26 protein-coding genes are annotated in these 22304 nt (G+C 29.3%); 7 read left to right on the top strand and 19 right to left on the bottom strand.

Translation table 11 applies throughout. The annotated features are described in order from the left end of the window. Positions 1-353: 353 nt before the first annotated feature. Positions 354-1919 carry a protelomerase family protein gene (locus DB313_RS04545; protein ID WP_120104628.1) on the top strand — a complete coding sequence of 522 codons (1566 nt, stop codon included), beginning with the start codon at positions 354-356 and terminating at the stop codon, positions 1917-1919. A gap of 336 nt (positions 1920-2255) precedes the next feature. Further along, positions 2256-2642, top strand: coding sequence for a hypothetical protein (locus DB313_RS06425; protein WP_161555017.1), 387 nt, complete (start codon positions 2256-2258; stop codon positions 2640-2642). A gap of 208 nt (positions 2643-2850) precedes the next feature. Here DB313_RS06425 and bdr read toward each other — a convergent pair whose 3' ends face one another. The 10 genes from bdr to DB313_RS06610 all read right to left on the bottom strand — a co-directional run bounded on the left by bdr (position 2851) and on the right by DB313_RS06610 (position 11127). Then, complete coding sequence (gene bdr / locus DB313_RS04535; RefSeq protein ID WP_120104626.1) at positions 2851-3375, bottom strand: Bdr family repetitive protein; 525 nt, start codon at positions 3373-3375, stop codon at positions 2851-2853. Positions 3376-3625: 250 nt separating this feature from the next. Beyond that, entirely contained in the window at positions 3626-4036 is a 411-nt protein-coding gene (locus DB313_RS04530) for a hypothetical protein (protein ID WP_152031113.1), read from the bottom strand. Positions 4037-4135: 99 nt separating this feature from the next. Next, the gene (locus DB313_RS04525) at positions 4136-5149 is read right to left on the bottom strand and encodes a hypothetical protein (RefSeq protein ID WP_120104624.1); all 1014 of its coding nucleotides are present in this window, start codon (positions 5147-5149) and stop codon (positions 4136-4138) included. 12 nt (positions 5150-5161) lie between these two features. Continuing rightward, entirely contained in the window at positions 5162-6202 is a 1041-nt protein-coding gene (locus DB313_RS04520; RefSeq protein ID WP_238614524.1) for a hypothetical protein, read from the bottom strand. Positions 6203-6212: 10 nt separating this feature from the next. Continuing rightward, positions 6213-6941 (bottom strand): hypothetical protein, encoded by a 729-nt coding sequence (locus tag DB313_RS04515; protein ID WP_120104623.1) that lies wholly within the window; start codon positions 6939-6941, stop codon positions 6213-6215. Then, positions 6931-8157: an ABC transporter permease gene (locus DB313_RS04510; protein ID WP_120104622.1), complete on the bottom strand. Its 1227-nt coding sequence runs from the start codon at positions 8155-8157 to the stop codon at positions 6931-6933. Before DB313_RS04510 ends, DB313_RS04515 begins: the two co-directional genes overlap by 11 nt. Further along, the gene (locus DB313_RS04505) at positions 8150-8833 is read right to left on the bottom strand and encodes an ABC transporter ATP-binding protein (RefSeq protein ID WP_120104621.1); all 684 of its coding nucleotides are present in this window, start codon (positions 8831-8833) and stop codon (positions 8150-8152) included. The genes DB313_RS04510 and DB313_RS04505 overlap by 8 nt, the downstream gene beginning before the upstream one ends. A gap of 20 nt (positions 8834-8853) precedes the next feature. Beyond that, entirely contained in the window at positions 8854-9633 is a 780-nt protein-coding gene (locus DB313_RS04500) for a hypothetical protein (RefSeq protein ID WP_120104620.1), read from the bottom strand. A gap of 30 nt (positions 9634-9663) precedes the next feature. Continuing rightward, on the bottom strand, positions 9664-10464 hold the full coding sequence (locus DB313_RS04495; protein WP_120104619.1) for a hypothetical protein: 801 nt from the start codon (positions 10462-10464) through the stop codon (positions 9664-9666). A gap of 495 nt (positions 10465-10959) precedes the next feature. Beyond that, positions 10960-11127 (bottom strand): OspD family protein, encoded by a 168-nt coding sequence (locus tag DB313_RS06610; protein ID WP_420808996.1) that lies wholly within the window; start codon positions 11125-11127, stop codon positions 10960-10962. Between the two features lie 57 nt (positions 11128-11184). On the opposite strand from DB313_RS06610, the gene DB313_RS06605 reads away from it, so the two are divergent. Continuing rightward, positions 11185-11382 carry an OspD family protein gene (locus tag DB313_RS06605; protein WP_120104689.1) on the top strand — a complete coding sequence of 66 codons (198 nt, stop codon included), beginning with the start codon at positions 11185-11187 and terminating at the stop codon, positions 11380-11382. Here the strand turns inward: DB313_RS06605 and DB313_RS04480 are convergent. The 3 genes from DB313_RS04480 to DB313_RS04470 are packed head-to-tail and all read right to left on the bottom strand — an operon-like array spanning position 11366 to position 13147. Next, positions 11366-12463, bottom strand: coding sequence for a DUF871 domain-containing protein (locus DB313_RS04480; protein WP_120104618.1), 1098 nt, complete (start codon positions 12461-12463; stop codon positions 11366-11368). The genes DB313_RS06605 and DB313_RS04480 overlap by 17 nt on opposite strands. Before the next feature lie 19 nt (positions 12464-12482). Further along, complete coding sequence (locus DB313_RS04475) at positions 12483-12791, bottom strand: PTS sugar transporter subunit IIB (protein ID WP_120104617.1); 309 nt, start codon at positions 12789-12791, stop codon at positions 12483-12485. After that, positions 12788-13147, bottom strand: coding sequence for a PTS lactose/cellobiose transporter subunit IIA (locus DB313_RS04470; RefSeq protein WP_120104616.1), 360 nt, complete (start codon positions 13145-13147; stop codon positions 12788-12790). The genes DB313_RS04475 and DB313_RS04470 overlap by 4 nt, the downstream gene beginning before the upstream one ends. A gap of 182 nt (positions 13148-13329) precedes the next feature. Between DB313_RS04470 and celB the strand changes: the two genes are divergently transcribed. After that, complete coding sequence (gene celB, locus DB313_RS04465) at positions 13330-14658, top strand: PTS cellobiose transporter subunit IIC (RefSeq protein ID WP_120104615.1); 1329 nt, start codon at positions 13330-13332, stop codon at positions 14656-14658. Positions 14659-15240: 582 nt separating this feature from the next. Here celB and DB313_RS04455 read toward each other — a convergent pair. The 3 genes from DB313_RS04455 to DB313_RS04445 all read right to left on the bottom strand — a co-directional run bounded on the left by DB313_RS04455 (position 15241) and on the right by DB313_RS04445 (position 16646). Then, on the bottom strand, positions 15241-15423 hold the full coding sequence (locus DB313_RS04455) for a hypothetical protein (RefSeq protein ID WP_120104614.1): 183 nt from the start codon (positions 15421-15423) through the stop codon (positions 15241-15243). A 76-nt stretch (positions 15424-15499) separates the two neighbouring features. Continuing rightward, a complete protein-coding gene (locus DB313_RS06420; RefSeq protein ID WP_161555016.1) occupies positions 15500-15829 on the bottom strand; it encodes a hypothetical protein in 330 nt (109 codons plus the stop codon). A gap of 322 nt (positions 15830-16151) precedes the next feature. Then, entirely contained in the window at positions 16152-16646 is a 495-nt protein-coding gene (locus DB313_RS04445; RefSeq protein WP_120104612.1) for a hypothetical protein, read from the bottom strand. Between the two features lie 387 nt (positions 16647-17033). Between DB313_RS04445 and DB313_RS06415 the strand changes: the two genes are divergently transcribed. Further along, complete coding sequence (locus DB313_RS06415; RefSeq protein ID WP_161555015.1) at positions 17034-17180, top strand: hypothetical protein; 147 nt, start codon at positions 17034-17036, stop codon at positions 17178-17180. On the opposite strand, the gene DB313_RS04440 is transcribed toward DB313_RS06415, so the two are convergent. Genes DB313_RS04440 through DB313_RS04430 form a run of 3 tightly spaced genes read right to left on the bottom strand, consistent with a single transcriptional unit; the run spans position 17177 to position 19920 of the window. Then, positions 17177-17704 (bottom strand): hypothetical protein, encoded by a 528-nt coding sequence (locus DB313_RS04440; RefSeq protein ID WP_120104611.1) that lies wholly within the window; start codon positions 17702-17704, stop codon positions 17177-17179. The genes DB313_RS06415 and DB313_RS04440 overlap by 4 nt on opposite strands. Before the next feature lie 20 nt (positions 17705-17724). Continuing rightward, positions 17725-18315 carry a ribonuclease H1 domain-containing protein gene (locus tag DB313_RS04435; protein ID WP_120104610.1) on the bottom strand — a complete coding sequence of 197 codons (591 nt, stop codon included), beginning with the start codon at positions 18313-18315 and terminating at the stop codon, positions 17725-17727. A gap of 12 nt (positions 18316-18327) precedes the next feature. After that, the gene (locus DB313_RS04430; RefSeq protein WP_120104609.1) at positions 18328-19920 is read right to left on the bottom strand and encodes a hypothetical protein; all 1593 of its coding nucleotides are present in this window, start codon (positions 19918-19920) and stop codon (positions 18328-18330) included. Positions 19921-20071: 151 nt separating this feature from the next. Here DB313_RS04430 and arcA point away from each other — a divergent pair, with 151 nt between their 5' ends. Further along, positions 20072-21301: an arginine deiminase gene (gene arcA, locus DB313_RS04425; RefSeq protein ID WP_120104608.1), complete on the top strand. Its 1230-nt coding sequence runs from the start codon at positions 20072-20074 to the stop codon at positions 21299-21301. 19 nt (positions 21302-21320) lie between these two features. Further along, positions 21321-22304, top strand: coding sequence for an ornithine carbamoyltransferase (gene argF, locus DB313_RS04420; RefSeq protein ID WP_120104607.1), 984 nt, complete (start codon positions 21321-21323; stop codon positions 22302-22304).

Below are 22304 nucleotides of genomic sequence, written 5' to 3'. Positions count from 1 at the left end.
AAGTTAACTATAATGTTTATTATTTCTTTAATTACTTTATAATTATTATTAAGTATAGTCTATAACTACCTTTTTACTTATTATACTTTTACTTCTCTATTTATGTTACTACTATTTTCTTATATATCCCATACTTAAATCCTTAATTAACATTATTTCTTTATTCCATATTCTTTTATATTTTTATTTAAATTTTATTTATTTACTAAATAACCTTTATATCTATTTACATTTTATTCTTAAAATAATATAATAAACTTAACTCTAATTCTCTAATTTAATGGTTTAAGGGTGCATTTAATAAACTAGACTAGAATTTAATTATTTATATCACTTTTATAAGGAGCTTTATTATGGCTAACAGCAATACTAGAGAACAAAATACAAATGACAATAATTTCACTAATAAGTTTATTGATGAAATTAAATCTCTTGATAAATACTTGTCTGAAGATATCATTGACGATAAGACTTATAAGCTTAGGCTTAATGGGCGTGCAAAAGCATTCCTACAAAATATTAAATCTACTACTAACTACTCTGATAATTATATTAGCAAGCTTGTTACTCAAATAAGAGGTAGAATAAAAGAAATAAATCCTACTCACCCTATGCTTAAATACTTTAAGCTTACTAGAGAAGAGTATGAAGCTATTACTGCAGAGAAGAATAGGAGGGTTAAGGAGCGTAATGCGAATAAAAAATCTTTTAATAAACGCGAATTTCTTCTCTTAACTGAAGAACTCTTATTGTCACATAGATTTGAACTTCTTTATATGGGGTTACTTCTTGCCTCTGGTAGAAGAAGTTTAGAAATTATTGCTGGTTCTTTTAGTGACTCTCAAGAAAAGGACTCTATCTTATTTCAAGGACAACTTAAGACTAGAGATGCTAAACGGTTTAATACTCCTTACAGTATTCCTTTAACTGTTGATAAGAAACTTTTCCTTACAGCCTATTCTATTTTTTCAAACACAACTCAATATAAGGATATAAGAGAGCGTTGGGAAGATAATGAGCTTAGTGACTCTACTATTAACCTGTTGCTTAAGCGTGAACTTACAAAAATTTTTGACTCCAACTTCCTTGTATCTGATTTTAGATCTATTTATACTACTCTTATCTTAAAGCGTGAAGGCTATTTTGATGATACTCATGGGAGTAAAGAAATATATCCAAGAGTTGCCGAGATTTTAGGTCACATTGATGATGAGTCGGCTGCACAAAGCTATAGAGATTTCAAACTCACTAATTCACCTTCTATTGCAGACATTAAACTTAAAATTAACTACATTAGACAAAATAGAAAATTAGAAATAAGCAAAAAAATGTATGATTGGCTTTACAAATCTTCTATTAATTCTAAAATAACTAACCAACACAAAATAATGAGAGGTACGGCTTTTAATTTCTTTAAAGAGTGCATGATTATAGCTATTGATTCTTTTAATACCAACGGTAAGCTTTTCAACATTAAAGAACTTAAATATGAATTTAGAAAAGTTTTATCTAGCAAGGGATATAATGTTGCTTCTAATGGTGTTATCGTTAAAGACTTCTTCGATCACTTCACTGGTCTTGATAAAAAAAGTGAAGTTAAGCTTAAAGGAATAGAAACAACACAATTTCACTCTCAAGACACCATAGAAAACAAAATAATTCCCGATGAAGTTGCAAGGCTTAACCAACTACTCAACTTTAAGAATAAAGATACTATTAAAGAAAACTCACAAATACTTACATTCCTTCTAAAAAAGATACTACTTAGTAAATCCAAGGTTGTTCTTCTTGATTTATTTCAATTTGATTTCCTTAAGAGTAAGTTCCCTAATTTAAGTAAACAGAGGCATAAAAGCATTATTGACATACTTAACCGTAATATTGTGCTTATTAAAGAGAAAATTAAACTTACAGATTAAAGGATTAAAGTTAGAGTCGGTCAAACATCAGTTACAAATATCTATTAAAGAAATAATATGTTATAATATTATATATATTTAACTATACTGCCTTATTTAAAAAATTAAAATACATGTAAGGAGGTATAGCATGTGTCTCAAAACAATTCTATTAGCTCTAATTTTAACATTTACAGTTACAGTATCTTCATTTGCCGATTGTGAAAATTGCTGTTTTTGTTCATGTCCTACTACTATCATACACAATAACTAATTAACTGTTTGATTAAGCCTTTATTCTTAAGGGGAAAGGCTCTATTTCCTTTTAAAAGTTACAATAGTGACTAAGGAGATTACATGAGATCCTTAATAAGATATTTTTTGATTACATCTCTGGTTATACAGGCTTGTGCTTGTAGAGAAACAGAAGATTGTTCTACCTGTTTGTATAACTGCCATTGCAATACTCCCGAAACAATACAAGAAAAAATAAAAGGCAAAGAAATGGAAAAGATAAACAAAGAAACAAAAAATTTTGTCAAAAAAATAAAAAAAGAAATAGAAAATATAAATCAGAAAACAAAAAAATTTGTTAAAGAGATAGAAGAAGATATAGATAATGACACAGAAGCAATAATCATTAAGACTAACTGTCCTAAATGTATTTGGGGTTGCAACTGTGTGGAAAAAATATATATAAGGAAAAAACATAAAAACGTAGAACAATCGGATCAAAATAAATAATTAATACCTTAAGTAACAAACCACAATATTGTGATTATTAAAGAGAAAATTAAACTTACAGATTAAAGGAGATTATATGAGAGTCACTGCTACAAGAGGTGATATTTATGCTACAGAATCTCATTATGCTTTAATTCTTTTTAAATAGAGATAAGACCTTAGAGCCTTATCTCTATTTATATTGTGAACATATTAAATATATCTCATTTTATTTACTAAGATAATGTATAAATAATCCTATTACTGCACTTACAGCAAATGTTGACACAAACCCAAATATCCAATAAAGTGGCTTTATCGCTGAGTCTATTTTACTGCTTAGCTCACTCTTAAGCTCATTTCTTACGCTATCTATCTTAGTATCTAGTTTATCTATCTTGCCATCTAGTTTTTCTATATCACCCTTAAGTTCACTTCTTACGCTATCTATCTTAGTATCAAGTTTCTCTATATCACCCTTAAGCTCACTTCTTACTCCCTTTATCTCTACTAAAAGCTCATTTCTTACGCTATCTATCTTAGTATCTAGCTTTTCTATTCCATTCTTAAGTTCATCCTTAAGCTCAACCATTTGCTTTTCAAGTACAGTCATCCTAATTTCTAAATTCTCATAATGATAATTAGCATTACGAAATAATACATATTGAATAACTTCTTCAGGAAACCCTTTATCAAGAAACACCTGCTTTACATACTCATATTCCGGTACATGCTCATATGCAAAATTACTCATCCAAACCCCCGATTAAAACTTCACTGCTAAAAGTTATTATTTCCATCAACTTACAACCTAATATTAACACACATATAAAAAAGATACTTATTGCGTATATAGATTATCAATAGCCTTATCAGGATAAGTATCAAGACTAATATTTTTACTAGCAGTCCCTGTAATAGGTTCCGTAGCAACCACTGTGTTTCCTGCTGCATTAGTAGCAGTTCCCTTAAGCGTAGCCGTTACCTTTAACCCCGATTGAATCTCATTGCGAAGAATTATTATTAATCTTTTCTAAAATAAGCTTATTACTAGCATACTTATTCTTAATTACAACCTTACGATCCCCAACATCAAGTGACACTTTATCACCACTTACTCTCTCCTTCTTGCAACCAATTCCACTAAGAGCACCCATAACAAATGGTTGTACTAGAAAATAAGAAAATAACACTTCCTGCTGTTCGTATGATTGCAGGTAGGGAATTTGATTATGTTCCGGAGGTTGGCTCTGAGGTTGTGATTGGATTCCTTGATAATAAGTTTGACCAACCTCAATAGCTAAACAATTTTTCTTTATCTCAACCACAGTTCCAATCAAATTGGAAGGTATAAATCCCTTATATAATTCAATCATCTCCTCTAGGAAACATAAAAAAATATTATTTTTGTTCATTGTTATTATTTTTAAAGTGTCATTTTATTTTACACTTGTCTGATCTAACTCATCATCGTAATCATACATACCCTCCTTTTCCAAAAAATTTTCATAATTTTAAATATCAAAGATAATAGAACTTACTACAAATCCAAATAACAATTGTTTGTCTTGATTTATTCCAACCTTAAAAACAAAAGGAATTTCTTTAAATAATTTATACCCAATGCCTAAACTTGAGATATAAAGAAATCTACCATTATCAAGAAAGTTATCAGAGAGTCCATATCCTGTATCAAATGACAATACTAGAAATAAATCAGAAGCCACATTTCTTAAATATTCAAGAAAAAATATTCTATATTCAAATCCAAAATTAAAAATAGTATTAAAAGAGTTATTAGCATTATTAGAAAAAGGAAGTGCTACTGGATAAAAATTTAAAGAGTTATAATCTATTCTAGTATTCAAGTCAGTTTCAGTTAAAGAATCAGTTTTAAGAAAATCAGACTTAAGTCCTATCTCTCCAAAGGGAATTGAGAGTAAATATTTAAAATTCCAATGTACTCGATAAAGTTGATCTTGACTCTCTGGTAAATATTTATAAATAAAAGATACTCTAGATTCTGCTCTTTGAAACTCAGAATAATAAATAGGAGCCAGGAAATCAACTTTATTCTCCAATGTCAATGTGTTTAAGTACTTATGCTTCAAGTCACCCATCGCTTTAAGCAAATGATTAATCAACCCTATTCTTAGGGTATTCTCAACTTTAAGATAATCAAAATTATATCCAAGTGATAAATTCCCTATATGTTCAATTGATTTGCTGTTTAAATTAAATGGAATTCTGATCTCATAAAATAACTTAGACGAAAAACTTCTAAAAGCATAAGCAAGGCCAGTGCCAAATAGCATCACTTGATAATAATCGGTACCCATATCAATAAAGGGAGAAATCTTGGAATCATTATGAATAATATCTAGTGCAAATTCGAAAGTATTTGGAAGAGATAAATAATTTGCATCAAAGCTGAAGTCCAGGCCTTTTATCTCTAACTCATCTAATTCTTCTGAGAATAAATTCATGTAAATCAATGATAAACTTAAAAACAAAATTATTCTTTTCATTTCCTATTCTCCTTAAACCTTAAACTTAATCTCAATGCTCAATATTTGACTCAAGGGTATACTTTTAAATAGTATTTTTTGTCTTAAGGGCTCAAAGATGCTCTTAATTTTTAATGTAAGGATTTTAGTAATAGAAAAATCACCCTCAAGATAAACTTGCAAAGAATTATCACTTAAATTGAACTTTAAAGCAGCTGATGTTTGAAATAAATTTTCAATCCAACTTAGCACAAATGCTGTTGATATAAAATAATTATTACTCTTTGAATAACTCTCAAAAGCAACATTAAATCCATTTACTACAGTGTTTTCAAAATCAGTATAGTATCTTAGCCCTAAAAGGTACCTATTATCTTGACTTCGAAACGCATAATCTTTTTCGCAAAGCAAATCTTGCCTTATTGTAGAATAAAAAAATATTCCATTATAAATTTCAAAAGAAGCGTCAAAAATCAATTTGATATCTACATTATTGCTTTTAAAGTGAAAAGGAGTCTCTAACATGAATAGTAAATCCCAACTTGGAAATGATATTTGAAAATAGCCCCAAGGAGACACATATTTTGAGCTTTCAAGTTCACTTAAGACCAATTGATCTAACATAGCTCCAAAAGAGATAGCATAGTATGAGACAGAATAGTATACTTCTGTAAACCACTCTTCTGCCTTCTTTATCCTACCCAAAATAATATTCTCTATTAACCCACTTCCTATATGATAATTTTGCTTTCCTAATTTAACTATTAAAGTATCAAAATATAAATTTAGGAATGCATTTTTAAAATCTAAATACTTATTCTCCCTTTTTATAACAAAAGAAGGAGAAACTTCTAGTTGGAAAAAGCTATGACTCATGGAAAATCCTAGATAAACTTCATTTTCAAAACCAAAAATCCCAGTACCAAGAGAATTGCTTTTCTCATAGTCTGAGAAAAGATATGAAAAATTGCTATTTATCCCAATCTGTTCTTTAACAACAACATTAGCAAACAAGAAATTAGGAATGAGTAATAAAGAATTAAATAATACCCCTTTACCAAACCTTATACTCATTTATACTTTCCTATTTCAAATAACTTTTAGCAAAATCAAACACCCTGTTAAACCCTTTTAAACTAAGAATAGAATTGTTTAAATTGGTTTTTAAAAAATTACTTGTGAAGATTTTTGTTTGATAATTTTCAAAATTCTTTTCCTTAACCTCAATGTAGGCAAAAGTATTAACCCCATTAATACTTCTCCCTTGGTAAAACACTTCCTTTAAAGCGTTAGAATTTCTATCTTTATGTATTGTTACAAATTGATCTGATGCAAGCTTAACCAGATCAACAAAAGGATAAAGAGAAGCTTTATTTGACTTAAACTCTATACAATTTCCCTCTCGCTTAAGCAAACTAAAGTCCTCCTCAAAGTTTAAACCAATAATATCTTGCAATGAAGATAAGCCTTTAACCTTATAAGATGGACTAACTTTAATCGGATTTGAAGACTTACTACTGAGCATGTAATAACCTATATCTTTAAGAGCAAGATATGCAAAATCTGATTTCTTCCCTTCTATGTAAACCAATTTAGCATTTAAATTACTGGAACTAATAAATGATAATCCCTTGCTTTTCTCCTTTAAGGTGCCATCTGAATAAATTTCATAAAACATATTTATGACATAAATTCCTGGATCTAGCTTAGGAAAAGACAGGTTAGAAAAATCCTTTATTAAAGCATTTGTTTCACTAGAATACAGAAAATTAACAAGGTAAAGGCAAATGAGAATAAAGACTCTATATATCATTCATTACCTCCACTATCGATCTCTTGCTTGCCTTAATGAATGGTAGGATTGAAGATGAGAGTGTTATTAGCAAAATAAAGAATGATACAAATGCAATATCACTTGGATAATATAATACATTGACTAAATAAGATTCTGTATACCCTGGTGGTGAGAATTCTATCCTTTGCACTCCAATTAAAAACTTTAAAAGATAGGCAATCTCGATTCCTAAGCTTATGTTAAAGACAGCAAGAATAAATATTTCTAAGAACAAGGTAGAGAAAAGCTCTAGTTTTGTAAGGCCAATTGCTCTTAAAGTCCCTAGCTCCCTAGTGCGCTCAAGGCTTAAAGCTGTCATAATTTGAAAAAATGATATGAATATAAGCAATAATATTAATACTAATATGAAAGTAAATATCATCTTATTCATCCCTACAATAGACTTAAAAGATGGATTGATTTCATACCAATCACTATATTCAAAATCTAGGTTACTTTTAAGCTTAAAAGAGCTTAATTTTTGCTTAAAATCCTCTAACATAGAATTGTTTTTCAAGAACACCTGTATTACATGCGCACCACCCTTAAAATCAAACAAACTTTCAAGCGTCTTGATGCTCGTAATTGCTATCATACTATCCGTTTGAGAGGTTGGAAATTTAATAATTCCTGCTAACTTAACATCTTGCAAAACAAGACCTTCTCCAAATAAATCAGTCATTAAGGTTAATCTAGAATTCTCTTCTGTTAAATTTTCTATGCCAAGAGAGGATGCAAATCTACCACCGATTAAGAAATCCCCAACAATATCATCAAAAATAGGTCGACCTTCTACTAAAGAAAGACTTCTGGTAGCAAAATCTGGATTCTCAAAAGCTGATGCAAAAAAAGGTTTACTCCCTAAAGCATTGCCAAGTAGCCCTTCAAAATTTACTATTAAATTACTGGAGCTTAATTCTTTATAACTATCTATCTCCTCTCTGATTTGCAATATCTCATACTCTTCAAGCATTAAACTATTCTTAATGCTACTAAATTTGGGATTAAAGTAATTCTTCCGAGCAATTTGAATATGTCCCGTTGAGGAGACAAGCCCTAACTGCATACCCTCACTGCTATAATTCATATACCCAATAAAAAGCAATAAAAATACTACTGAATTTATTAAAAGTAGTGAAATCATTACAGATCTTTTTATATCTCTTAAGATATTAAAAAAAGCCAACTTAAGCATACTCACTCCTTAAAGACAATATTCCATCTTCTATTCTGTAAAATTTGTTGGCAAACTTTTCTAAATTTGAATCATGAGAAATAAATATCCCAATTGCTCCCTTTTCTTCTATATAATGCTTTACGACGGAGTAAATAAAAGTAGCTGTCTTGAGATCCAAATGACTTGTTATCTCATCTCCAAGTATCAATTTAGGTTCATAAACAAATGCCCTTGCTATTCCTATTCTCTGTCTTTGTCCACCAGACATATGTTTAGGTTTTCTATCGACGAAGCTTTCAAGATTAAATAACTTAACTAATTCAGCTACTCTATTCTTTGCTTGCTTATGACTTTTATTTGAAAATCTTAACGGCAATAAAATATTTTCAAATCCGGTAAGGCTAGCAATAAGCTCAAAATGTTGAAATATGAGCCCCATATTATATCTTCTAAAAAGAGTTCTCTGTCTTTCCCTCATGTTACTTAAAGACAGAGAATCAAATATTACATCTCCACTGTCCTGTGTATCTATTCCTGCTATTAAATTAACTAGAGTAGTCTTTCCACTACCTGTTGAGCCAGAGATCCAAACCATATCTCTTGCTTTCAAATCAAGCGTTATATCCTTGTTCGCGTGCACGATTTCTTTGAAAGTCTTGTAACTCTTGTTAACATTAATTAAATTGAGTCTCACATCTTTAACCCTATCCTTGATTAAAAGAAAGGCTTGCCTTTCTCCAACTTTTCAATCGCAATAGCTGCAAGATAACTATTGGGAAATATTTTAACAGCAGATTTTAAACAGTCTATCGCTTCAACTCTTCTATTAATTCTAGCTAAAAAAGAACTTTTAATAATTTCTCTTAAATATTTCTGCCTGCTACTTAAAGGAATCTCTTCCGCTCTGTTAAGATAATGAGCTGCAAATAAATTATTATTAAATGTTTTGCTTGTAGCATTGGCTGTATAAAACATCGCTAATGGAATATTAACTCTAAAATTTTTCCCATCCATTGCTAATGCTTTTTGTAAAAACCTCTTACCGTTTACAACATAAGAATAAAAGTTAGAAAAGTCATGAGAAATTAAGTTTAAAGCAAGATCTCCTAACACTCTAAAATAATCAGAAAATGTACCCTTATTAAAGGAAAACTTAAATCCAATATCATAATTCTTTACTATCCTAATAATCAAGTTATCATGTTCATCAATATCATCTATCACATAAGCAATATCACACAACACTAAAGAAATAAGCAAGTTTAAATAATTATACTGAATACTATCATGCTCATAATTTAGTAAAATATCCTTCTCAACCTGATTAAGAGAATAAATAAATCCCTCTACAGACTTAGCAATACTAACTTTAAAATTTCCTGCATAATAATTGGTATGAATATACTCAATTCTTTCTACATACTTCCTTAATTCATTTTCAAACCCAAACAAATTGACTGATACTAAGAAAATTAATAAAATCTTCACCTTCATAAATATTTCTCCAATCAATCCTACCTAAAATTAAGGTAATTCTCCCAACTTGTTTTTCTCACCTACCATTTTATGAAAAACTCCATTGGGAAATATAGCAGAAGCATCATTTAGATATTTCTCTTGTTCTTTTGTCTGCTTCAGCAGAAAATACCCTTGACTTGTCCATATATTTGCTAAATATTTCTCCACACTATTTTTACTATACTTTAAACCCTTAAGAGCCAGTCTTATTGTCTCTCGAGGATTACCCCCTGCAATTCTTGGTGAGTATAGGTACCATGTCGATAAAGAAATATTTGCAAGTGCATTCTGCTCGTCAATCTCTAAAGACTTCTCTAAAGCATTTTTAGCCTCACTTGATACCTTCATTAACTCTCTTCCTCCCATATATTTCAAAAGAGATAAGTTTACATCTCCCAATATTCTATATGAATCACTTCTAACTGATTTTTCTAAGCCTTTAAAGTCTCCAGAAGAAATTAAATCTAGAAGCGTTTTTTTTGTGCTTAAAAGTATTGAATAGCTATCAGAAGAATTGCTATCTCCCTTTGCATGCTGAATCATTGAAGCGATTTGAAAATTAATATCACTACCAAGGTATTTAACCCTATCATCTTTAAGTAAGCTTAGCTTATTATTTATAGATTTTAATTTATTTATGTAATGATTCACATAATCATCATCTTTCTTTATAGAAAATCCCTCAGTCACACCAGAGTTATAATTTTCTAGAACTCTTTGGTACTCTTGATTTAGAGCTTCAAAAGAATTGGCTTGCAAAAAACTAAAATTTACAATTAATAATAACAACATTAATGTCTTAATCATGGTCCTGTCTCCACTATCACACATCTAAAACAATAATTAATCTCGATTTAACCTTTAACTTATACCCCTAAAAATAAGTCCATCTTATTAACCAAAAATTAAACTATGCAAGATTGATTAAAGCTTTTAGTCAAAATTTATATATTACATATAGCATATTATGATTATTTTTTAAACATTTAAATATTTTTTAATTAAAAGCTTCATCTCCTTAAAGCATTTATTAAATAACTAGAAGCTCTCTTTGTCGTTTTTTAATTCATTTTAAATTTAATTAGTTGAATCAGAATCAATGCTGTATACAAGTTTTTCAAGATCTAACCTGTGTATCAAAAAATATTTTTGATACCTTAAGCCCAATGAGGTAAAAAATATTCTATAAGAGTTTTAAGCTAGCTGGTAGTTTTGATATTTAAGTTTAAAATTTAAAAAATTTAATAGGAAAAAATGAATAAGTATATTTTTCTTATTCATTTTTTCTTTTATTTTGATTGTTTAAGTGTTTAATGAATCTACAACTTCTTGCGCTACTTTCTTTGTGTTTTCAGCTATTTTTACTACTAATTCTGCTATTTCTTTTATATCTTTAAGCTTTACATTGTTTGTATTTTCTGTGTTGATTTTCTCTAATGACTCTTTTACTGCCTTTTCTGCTTCTACTATTTCGTTTTTAGCTTTTTCTGTAGCTTCGATAAGCTAAACGAATCAGATGAAAACACAATCAGAATAGCTTTTACAAGTGCAGTAAATTTAATTTCATCTGCCACAGCTCATTTAAAAAGCGCTTCAGAAAAAACACATGAGGTATCTGAATTTGCAGGAATAAATATAGAAGAGATAAAAAAGGCCAAAGATAAAGCTATCTCTGCAGATGTTGCTCTAGCTTGTTTAATTGTCTTTTTTATTTATTTTCTATGATTTTAAATTTTTCCCAAGCTTCTATTTCATCAAGAAGATACAATTCCTCTTCATGTATTCTGCCAACTACATTAACAAGTCCATTATTGGGCGTGTCTTTAAGAGCTATTTGAAGTTCGCCGCCGTATCCTAAATATTCTGAAGAATCTATTAGGATATCTCCTCTTTTTATTTCATCGGGAGAGTGTAGTGAAAAGTTTATATCTTTATAATATACTCTTGACATGGTTGACCGAATCCTATAGGGAGTGATATCTCCTCTATTAAAGTGCAAGTTTTCCAAAATTATCTCTCTTTCTATGGGGTTGATTTTGGGATTTAGGTCGGCTTTTAATTCTAATATATATCTATTTACTTTAGCCATCTTCTCTAGTTCCAAATCACTTGGAAAACAATTTGAAATAATAACAGCATCCATGCCTTCTTTAAAAAGATCTTTAGTTTGAACATCAATATCTTTATTTCTATGCTCTTCTATTGTAGGGACTCCATCTTTTTCAAATCCTCTTGCGCACTCTTTTGCTTTGAGTGAGCTAACAAAAGCGGATGTGGGTATTGAATTTTGTTTAAATGCTTTTGTTGTTGTTCTAAAGAAATCTCTTGAAAGCCCTGTGTATTTATGTGGATAAAAATTATGGCATCCTAATAAATTGTCTTTGTTTGGTTTGAAAAACATTATTGTATTTATATGTTTATTGATACTACTTATATTCAATTCTATTTTTAAGTTAGACTCATTAAAAGTCATTAATGACTCTTCAATTCCTGTAAATGGACAGTCAAGTCTAATAGCCCACGCTCCAAGTTTTTTGAAATAATCAAGTTTTAAACAGTTTCTAAGGTCTGTAAGATCAATATTTAGTTTCTTAAAAATATTAGGAGCTACATCCACAATTGGTTTCATTTCCCATTTGTTTGCAATATCAAGGACTTCTTTAAAGGTATTAAACTCATCACCATCAATATAAAGCAGAGATGTAAATACTCTTGTAAACCCAAGAGATGCACTTTTTTCAAGATATTCGATAATTTTATTTTTAGAGCTCACATTAGGGTATATTGATATTCCTATTTCTCTCATATGAAGTGTCCTTTAAAATTTACCTTTTAGATACTGCATCAAAAGCAAGTTTTAATACATTTCCTCCATTCATTGTGCCATAATCAATTGTATTTATTGATTCAACAGGAATGCCTTTTGGCTTTGCAACCTCTTCTAGTTTTCCTTTGCTAAATCTCACTTGTGGTGCCAGTAAAGCAACATCAAAATTATCAATCATTTCATTAAATTTTGATATCCCCGCAGATTCAATTTTTACATTCATGTTATGCTCATTGGCATATTTTTCCATTTTTTGCACTAACATGCTTGTGGACATTCCTGCTTCACATACAAGCAATACGTTCATAATTTCTCCTGTTTTCTTAGTTCATTAATTACTTTATAGACCTGTATTAATTCTTCAAAAATACTTAATTCGGAAATTGCAGACATTAAATGATCTTCTGCATGAATTAAAATAAATGGTGTTTTAATAGAATCCGGATTAATTGTTGAATATTTCACGACATCTCTATGTGCTTCGTGTGCTTTAGCAATAGATGCTCTACTTTCTTCTATAATTTCTCTAGATTTTTCATAGTCACCAACTTTTGCATGTGCTAAAGCTTCTCTTAAAAAACTTTTAGCCTCCCCAGCATAAGCTACAATAGGCATACTGACTTCATCTATTAACTCTTCAATAGTATATTCTTTTTTATTCATACTAAACCAACTTCAATATTTTTATTTATTTTAAATTTATTTTATCATATCAAATAATATTAATTTTTAAAAGTGTATAATTAAATGCTATGGATAAAACATTTAATTATATGTCAACGATATGTTATATCCATTAAGCATAATTAATAAGAATAATATTCATTATTAAGTTAGGAGGTTTTATGAAACTGCAGGAATTTATCGAGGCTAGTTTAGTTCCCATTGCTAGTAAAGTTGCTTCAAATAAATATTTAATTGCTATTAGAGATGGATTTGTTTTTTCAATGCCTTTTTTAATAGTAGGATCTTTTGTTCTTCTTTTAGTTAATTTACCATTTACTGATCCTAGTAATTTTTTATATCAACAGTGGTATGTTGATTTGATGGCGAAATACAAGGGAAATCTTGTTCAACCCTTTTATGTAAGCATGGGGATTATGGCTATTTTTGTAGTTTTTGGTATTGGATATAGTTTGTCAAATTTTTACAAAATTAGTGGGATTACAGGGGGATTTCTTTCTCTTTTTACCTTTTTAATTTTAGGTGGACAATCAGATTGGATTCCTTATGGAGGAGAGACAGCTAAATGGGCAATTTCTCCTGGAGGATGGTTTCCTGTCATAGATGCAAGATATCTTGGTGCTCAGGGGGTTTTCACAGGTATTATTGCTGCTATTTTTTCAGTTGAACTATATAGGTTTTTAATAAACAGAAAAATAACAATTAAACTTCCAGAAAGTGTTCCTCCTGCTGTTGCAAAATCCTTTGAAGCTTTGATTCCTGTTATCTTACTCACACTTATTGCACAAACTGCAAATCTCTTTGTTCAAGGTATAACAGGGAATCTGTTACCAGAAATAATTATAAGTATGTTTAGACCTCTTTTATATGTTAGTGATACTTTAATTGGAACTTTAGTTATTGTCTTAATTGTCCATGTATTTTGGTTTTGTGGTCTTCATGGAAGTAGTGTTATTATTGCTTTGCTTAACCCAATAATTTTGGCAAATCTTGAGGTTAATGTAAAAGCTTTATCAGATAATAATCCTCTTCCTCATATTTTAGCTGGAGGATTTCTTGACTCACTTGTGTACATTGGAGGATGCGGAGCGACTCTTGGGCTTGCTGCTGCCATGATGTTGAGCAAGGCTCAGCATTTAAGGACTATAGGTAGACTTTCTTTTGTTCCTGGTCTTTTCAACATCAATGAACCTATGGTTTTTGGTTCTCCAATTGTTTTAAATCCTATTTTAGGTATTCCTTTTATATTAGTTCCTTTAGTTAATGTAGTTATTGCATATTCTTTAACGAATTTCGGATTCATTGAGAGAGTTAGGGCTTTAGTTCCCTGGACAACACCATCAGTACTTGCGGCTTTCATTTCTACTGGACTTGACTTAAAGGCTCTTATATTATCTTTATTATTATTAATACTCTCTACATTGATTTATTTACCTTTTTTGAGAGCTTATGAGAAGGTTCTCTTAAGGCAAGAAAATAATACACAATAGGAATATTTTAAGTCTTACTTGAGAAATAGGGACAAATTGACATAAAAGTTTTTGTTATCGAGAAAAGAAAAGAAGTATACTGGGGCTTTTTAAGCATTTGCGCTAAGAATTGCCCTAGTATACCTAAAATTTTATTGTTGACATTAATTGAATCTGAAGATTACTAATAATTAAAATCCAAAACTATATTAAGAGAAAGATGTTGCACTATATCTTGTAAAGTTCAGGAAAGATATAATTAAATTCTTAAAATCTAGAATACTCTTAGAATTATGTATTTTAATTAGTGCTATTCAGTTCTTTTTTCAACCTTTTTATTTATATTAGCAAGTATATGATAGGAACATGGATAGGGCGCAGAAAATAAGTATTAGTATATATATAAATATGTGAAACTATTTTTATTAAAATTGATAATAAAGTTATGATAGCTAAAATAATGTAAATATCGTATTTTGAATGTTTAATTTTCTTAAATATTTACCATTGTGACATATAAATTTAAAGATAATAAAAGATTCGTTTAAATTATTTCGAATCTTAGTGAATTTCAAGTAAAGATAAGGCTATAAGGTCTTATCTTTACTTGAAAAGAATTAGTGCATAGTGAAATTCTGTAGCATAAATATCACCAGATAGATCAGAAATATCATACTTTATATTAATAACTTCTCTACCCTCTCCTTCAAGTTTTTCTATTATGTTGTTAATAGCGTTAGCTAAATCATTTGGGTTATTAAAACCTCCTGTAGCAGTGACTCTCATATAATCTCCTTTAATCTGTAAGTTTAATTTTTTCTTTAATAATCACAATATTGTGGTTTGTTACTTAAGGTATTAATTATTTATTTTGATCCGGTTGTTCTACGTTTTTATGTTTTTTCCTTATATATATTTTTTCCACACAGTTGCAACCCCAAATACATTTAGGACAGTTAGTCTTAATGATTATTGCTTCTGTGTCATTATCTATATCTTCTTCTATCTCTTTAACAAATTTTTTTGTTTTCTGATTTATATTTTCTATTTCTTTTTTTATTTTTTCTTGTATTGTTTCGGGAGTATTGCAATGGCAGTTATACAAACAGGTAGAACAATCTTCTGTTTCTCTACAAGCACAAGCCTGTATAACCAGAGATGTAATCAAAAAATATCTTATTAAGGATCTCATGTAATCTCCTTAGTCACTATTGTAACTTTTAAAAGGAAATAGAGCCTTTCCCCTAAGAAGAAAGACTTAATCAAACAGTTAGTTATTTGTAGTAGGACATGAACAAAACCAGCAATTTTCACAATCGGCAAATGAAGATACTGTAACTGTAAATGTTAAAATTAGAGCTAATAGAATTGTTTTGAGACACATGCTATACCTCCTTACATGTATTTTAATTTTTTAAATAAGGCAGTATAGTTAAATATATATAATATTATAACATATTATTTCTTTAATAGATATTTGTAACTGATGTTTGACCGACTCTAACTTTAATCCTTTAATCTGTAAATTTAATTTTCTCTTTAATAAGCACAATATTACGGTTAAGTATGTCAATAATACTTTTATGCCTCTGTTTACTTAAATTAGGGAACTTACTCTTAAGGAAATCAAATTGAAATAAATCAAGAAGAACAACCTTGGATTTACTAAGTAGTATCTTTTTTAGAAGGAATGTAAGTATTTGTGAGTTTTCTTTAATAGTATCTTTATTCTTAAAGTTGAGTAGTTGGTTAAGCCTTGCAACTTCATCGGGAATTATTTTGTTTTCTATGGTGTCTTGAGAATGAAATTTTGTTGTTCCTGTTCCTTTAAGTTTAACCTCACTTTTTTTATCAAGACCAGTGAAGTGATCGAAGAAGTCTTTAACGATAACACCATTAGACGCAACATTATATCCCTTGCTAGATAAAACTTGCCTAAATTCATATTTAAGTTCTTTAATGTTGAAAAGCTTGCCGTTAGTATTAAAAGAATCAACAGCTATAATCATACACTCTTTAAAGAAATTAAAAGCTTTACCTCTCATTATTTTGTGTTGGTTAATTATCAGGCCATAATATGTATGTAAGTGGTGAGTCTGTTATTAATAAGGAAGAAAAACAGGTCAATAAGGAGGTAAGTTCGAAGATTTCGATGGATGACAGTATACTGAAAGTGGTCAGAAGAATCCTGTTATTGAAAAACTTGAAAATTAACCTCATGAAATTAAGTCTAAAGCTAAAGATAGGTTGATGCAATAGCTACAGATAAAGTAAATAAAGTACAAGCTTGATAAAATGAAAGACATTATTAATACTGCTGACTCTGATCCTCAGTAAGTAAGAACTTCTAGAATTAAGGAAACTAATAAAAAATATTATATGAGTTAGGCAAAACAATGCAAAAAGTTAAGAGTAGTATAAATGTTGCAGAAAAAAGATATTATGATGATATAAGTGAAGCAAGAGAAGAAATGAAGAGTACAGAAAACATGATTAAGAAAGCTATAGAGAATCAAAAAGATAAAACTTTGTTACCATATTAAAAATCGGATTTTGGGATTCTTGATATTAGAATATTGATAGTTTTATTTGTGTCGATATTGGCTTTCACTATGCTGAGTTTTAGAATAGCGGGATATGTGATTTTATTAAATGAATAGCTGTGTTCTTCTGATTTATTAGTTGAAATTTGTGTGTTTTTATTATGGTTATCTAATAAGTAAATTGTAAATTCTTGAGAGGTATCAGGTCCGATAAAAAATTCTTTATATTTGTTGTTATATTGTCCTAGATTATTTATTAATTTAAGATCATCTTTTGTTGTAACAATATTTTTAGAATTTAAACTTGTATGTTGCCAGTTTATTTTTACGATTTCTTGACTTCTATTTGTGAGTTCGATGTAAATATATTCGTTTGTTGCTTTAATAGTATTTATACTAATATATTCTGCATGGGATTCTATTATGTCAAACTTTGTTTCGTATTCTTTTTGTGGTTCTATTGTTGTACATGAAATTATAGATAATATCATACATATTGTTTTAATAATGGTTTTTATCTGCATATTACTTATAAAGTATTAATTCACCTTTTATGAAAGCCAAGATCTGCAATATTATTATCTCCAGAGATAAATAGTATTTGTCCACCTTTGTCTTCAAAATCATTTCTTAGTTTGATTACATTTTTGATTAACTTGATAGTAGTTTCTTTTAATTTTTTATTGTAAAATCCTTTGGACCAATAGTCGATTACTAATTTACTATCTCCATATATATTTTTTACATCTTCCTTTAATGCTATTTTTAGTGCAATATATAATCCAAGAAGTTCTCCATAATTATTGCTAATTCCATCAAAATCTTTCACATAATAATTGTTATGATCGTTAATTAAACTTTGGTCTATTATTTTGTTTAATATGGACACTCCTTTTTCATTGACAACTCTAATTTCCACGCCTTTCCCTCTTCCAGTTCCAGAGTCAAAGTATATTCCTACTGGGTAAGTATTGCTATTTGAAACTCCTATTAGCCAATTTTCTGCTTCTTCTTTTGTTTTAAAGCTTTTTATTTTATTTTTTTTCCCTATGATATTACTTTTACATTCTTCCCAAGATGTAAAAATAGTTTTTTCATTTTTATCAGGTAAAATACATGCATAATATTTTTTCATGTTAAATTTAGATTAACCTCCTAAGCACCAAACATTAGTTATGTTGCAAGGTTTACCAAAGATTTTTTCATTTGAACGCTTTGTTTCTATTTTGTCTATTATTTCTCTATTATATCCTATAAACTTTTCTTTAAGAGTTGGTTTAATTACTCTTTTTGGTAATACACTTGGGAATATTCCTGTTATTGTGTATGACATGTAAAAATCATAGGCAGCTGCATTTATTTCTCCAGGTGTTACTATGCCAGATATTTCGTAGTTTCTTGATACATTTAGACCAGCTACTCTGTATATTCTGTCAACTACCAATGAACAATAAGTTTTATGATGAATCTCTTCAAGGTTAAATGAGTCAGACCACATATTAGAAGAAAGTAAGGGTACCATGTATCCGAAATTGTTGTCAACATATCTATTTCTTCCAAAATTTATTGCCCTTTGGATGGTTCTTGTATCTGTTATAGGTGATAATATTTTTAATATTCTTGCTTGTACATAAGTTGAGAGTTTTTCATATCCAGACCCTTGAACAGATGCTGTTTCGAACTTAATTTGATTACTTGTAATTACAGATTTTATATCAAAGCTATCTTCTCCCTTAAATATAAATTTTTTTGTATTATCGTACTTATTGGAATCGAATACTCCTACATGTTGCCAAAAATAAAAAAACTCAGTCCAATCTATTTTTGGTTTTATTAGTATTATGTCTCCATTTGATAAAAGGGATCTTAACTTCTGTGGTGTTATTTCTATACCTGTATCTGGATCTATGATGTTGGGAATTAGGCTATGGTTGTTTTTGAAATTTAAATTTTCCTTTAATTGTGTTGAATTGTAAGAAGAATGATTTTCATCAGCAATTTTTTGTTTTTGAAGTATTTCTTTTATTTTGTTATCTTCAATTTTAAGAAAAAGCATAAAGCGATTAAAGTATTGCTTGTCTTTAATTTTTAATAATTGATTTGCTATTATATGGGGAGTTATGTATTCTTTTCCGTTAATTGTGTCTTTATTTATGGAATAATTTGTCACATCCTCTTGAGGAAAAAAAGAATTAATATTTTTAAAAGATATGTATCCCATATTTTTTTCGTGAAATATTTGTTCTAGTAATGCTAAAATTTCTTTTTCTAGGTACATTTGTGTTTCGGTTATTTCTGTTATTCTTTTATTAGATAAATTTGAGTGAATTTCGTTAGATTTTTTCATGAAGCTTGTATCAATTTTGATATTTAAATATCCATTTACATTGCTTTTTTCAAGAAATATTTCCCATTCTTGTGAGTTATTTAGATGTTTTTTATAGGCTAATAGATAATTTTTTATTTCTTCTAATTTTTGAGGATTAATTTTTAAGTCGATTGCTATCATTTTCAATAAATGGGGTTCTTCTGTTTGTTGTAATATTTTTTCAATTTTATGTAGAGGTACATGATATTGAGTATATGTCATATTGGTTACAAGAGACTGACTAGAGGGCGAGTTATGGGTTAGAAAAATGTTAGAAGTATTATTACTTTTTTGTTCGCTATTATTGAATAAAGCGCAAGAACATATTAATAAGTAACTTATTAAACTCAATATATATTGAAAACATTGCATGTCATTATTTTATCATATTCGATTAAGCATTTTTTATGTAACTTTTTGTATATTTTTATAAGTTTTAAATTATATTGATTTTTTATTATTTAAGTTTTAATATGTAAACATAATTAAAGTTTTTAAACTTTTTTTATAAAGGGGTTTTGTTATGAAATGTTTAAAACCAATTAATGTATTTTCAGAAATAGGTCGTTTAAAAAAAGTTTTACTACATAGACCTGGAGAAGAACTAGAGAACTTGACACCTTCAATAATGCAAAGATTGTTATTTGATGATATTCCTTATCTTGAAGTTGCAAGACAAGAACATGATGCTTTTGCGGATACTTTAAGAAATAATGGAGTTGAAGTTGTCTACATTGAAGATTTAATTAGTGAAACTATTTCTAGCAGTGATGAAATTAAAGATAAGTTTATATCTCAGTTTATTCTTGAAGCAGGAATTAGAACTGAAAATAAGACTAAGGCTTTAAAAGATTATTTTTATAATATGTCTATTAAGGATATGATTTCAAAGATGATAGCAGGAGTTACTAGAGATGAACTTAAGAATTATAAATCTGATTCCCTTAATTATTTGGTAAACAGTGAATATCCTTTAATTACGGATCCTATGCCTAATGTACTCTTTACAAGAGATCCTTTTGCAAGTATTGGTAATGGAGTAACAATAAATAGGATGAGAACTAGAACAAGGAGAAGAGAGACAATATTTGCAGACTATATTTTCAGATATCATCCTGTTTACAAAGAAAATGTACCTATATGGTTTACTAGGGACGAAGATACTACTTTGGAAGGTGGTGATGAATTAATTTTGAGTCGAGAGGTTTTGGCTATTGGTGTCTCTGAAAGAACTGAGGCTGAATCTGTTGAAAAAGTGGCTCGAAAACTTTTTGAAGCAAAAGCATCTTTTAGTACTATTTTAGCTTTTCAAATTCCACAGAGTAGAGCTTATATGCATTTAGATACAGTTTTTACTCAAATAGATCATAATACCTTTACAAGTTTTAGCAGTGATGATATGAGATTTACTATTTATGCTTTAACTTATGATGCGGGCTCTGGAAATATTAAAGTTAAGAGTGAGAAGGCAAAATTGGAAGATATTTTAGGTTTCTATCTTGGATCTAAGGTGAATATAATAAATTGCGCTGGAGGAGATTTAATCCATGGAGCAAGAGAACAATGGAATGATGGTGCTAATACTTTAGCAATAGCTCCCGGAGAAGTTGTAGTTTATTCTAGAAATCATGTTACTAATAGGCTACTTGAAAAATTTGGAATTAAAGTCCATGAAATTCCTTCTAGTGAGCTTTCACGAGGAAGAGGTGGACCAAGATGTATGTCAATGCCTTTAATAAGGGAAGACATTTAATTAAGGAAGGAAAGATATTATGTATAATTTACGAAACAGAAGTTTTTTAAGGATTTTAGATTTTACTCAAAAGGAAGTTAAATATTTACTTGATTTGTCTCATAATTTAAAAAGAGCTAAGTATACCGGAGTTGAAGAGCAGAAACTTAAGGGAAAGAATATAGTTATAATCTTTGAAAAGGATTCAACAAGAACAAGATGTGCATTTGAAGTTGCTGCTTATGATCAAGGAGCTAGGGTTACTTATTTGGGGCCAACGGGTAGTCAAATAGGGAAGAAGGAATCGATTGCGGATACCGCAAGAGTATTGGGAAGAATGTATGATGCTATTGAATTTAGAGGATTTTCTCAGCAAGCTGTAGAGGATTTGGCTAAGTATTCTAATGTTCCAGTTTATAATGGACTAACAGATATTGCTCACCCTACACAAGTACTTGCTGATTTTATGTCCATTGAAGAACATAAGGGATGTTTAAAAAATTTGAAAATGGTATTTTGTGGAGATGGCAGAAATAATGTTGCTAATTCTTTGATGGAAGGTTGTGCTTTGATGGGAATGGATTTTAGAATATTTGCTCCTAAAGAGCTTTTCCCAGACTCAGAATTGGTAGACAGAGTAAGAGTGATAGCGGATAAGAGCGGAGGTAGAGTTACTATTTCTAGTTCTATTGAAGAAACAGTGAAAGATGTTGATGTTGTTTATACTGATGTTTGGGTATCTATGGGAGAGGTTAATTGGGATGAAAGAATAAAGCTTCTAAAACCATATCAAGTTAATAAAGAACTTATGAAATTAGCAAAGAGAGATGCGATATTTATGCATTGTTTACCTGCTTTTCATGATTTAAATACAGTGGTTGGCAAGGAAATATTTGATAAATATGGACTTGAAGGTGTTGAAGTTACGGATGATGTTTTTGAGAGTAGTCAGTCTATTGTATTTGATGAGGCTGAAAATAGATTACATACTATTAAGGCTGTAATGGTTGCAACTTTGGGGTAA

It is taken from the genome of Borrelia turcica IST7 (assembly GCF_003606285.1).
GTDB lineage: Bacteria > Spirochaetota > Spirochaetia > Borreliales > Borreliaceae > Borrelia > Borrelia turcica.
This window is presented reverse-complemented; position numbering and strand designations above follow the sequence as displayed.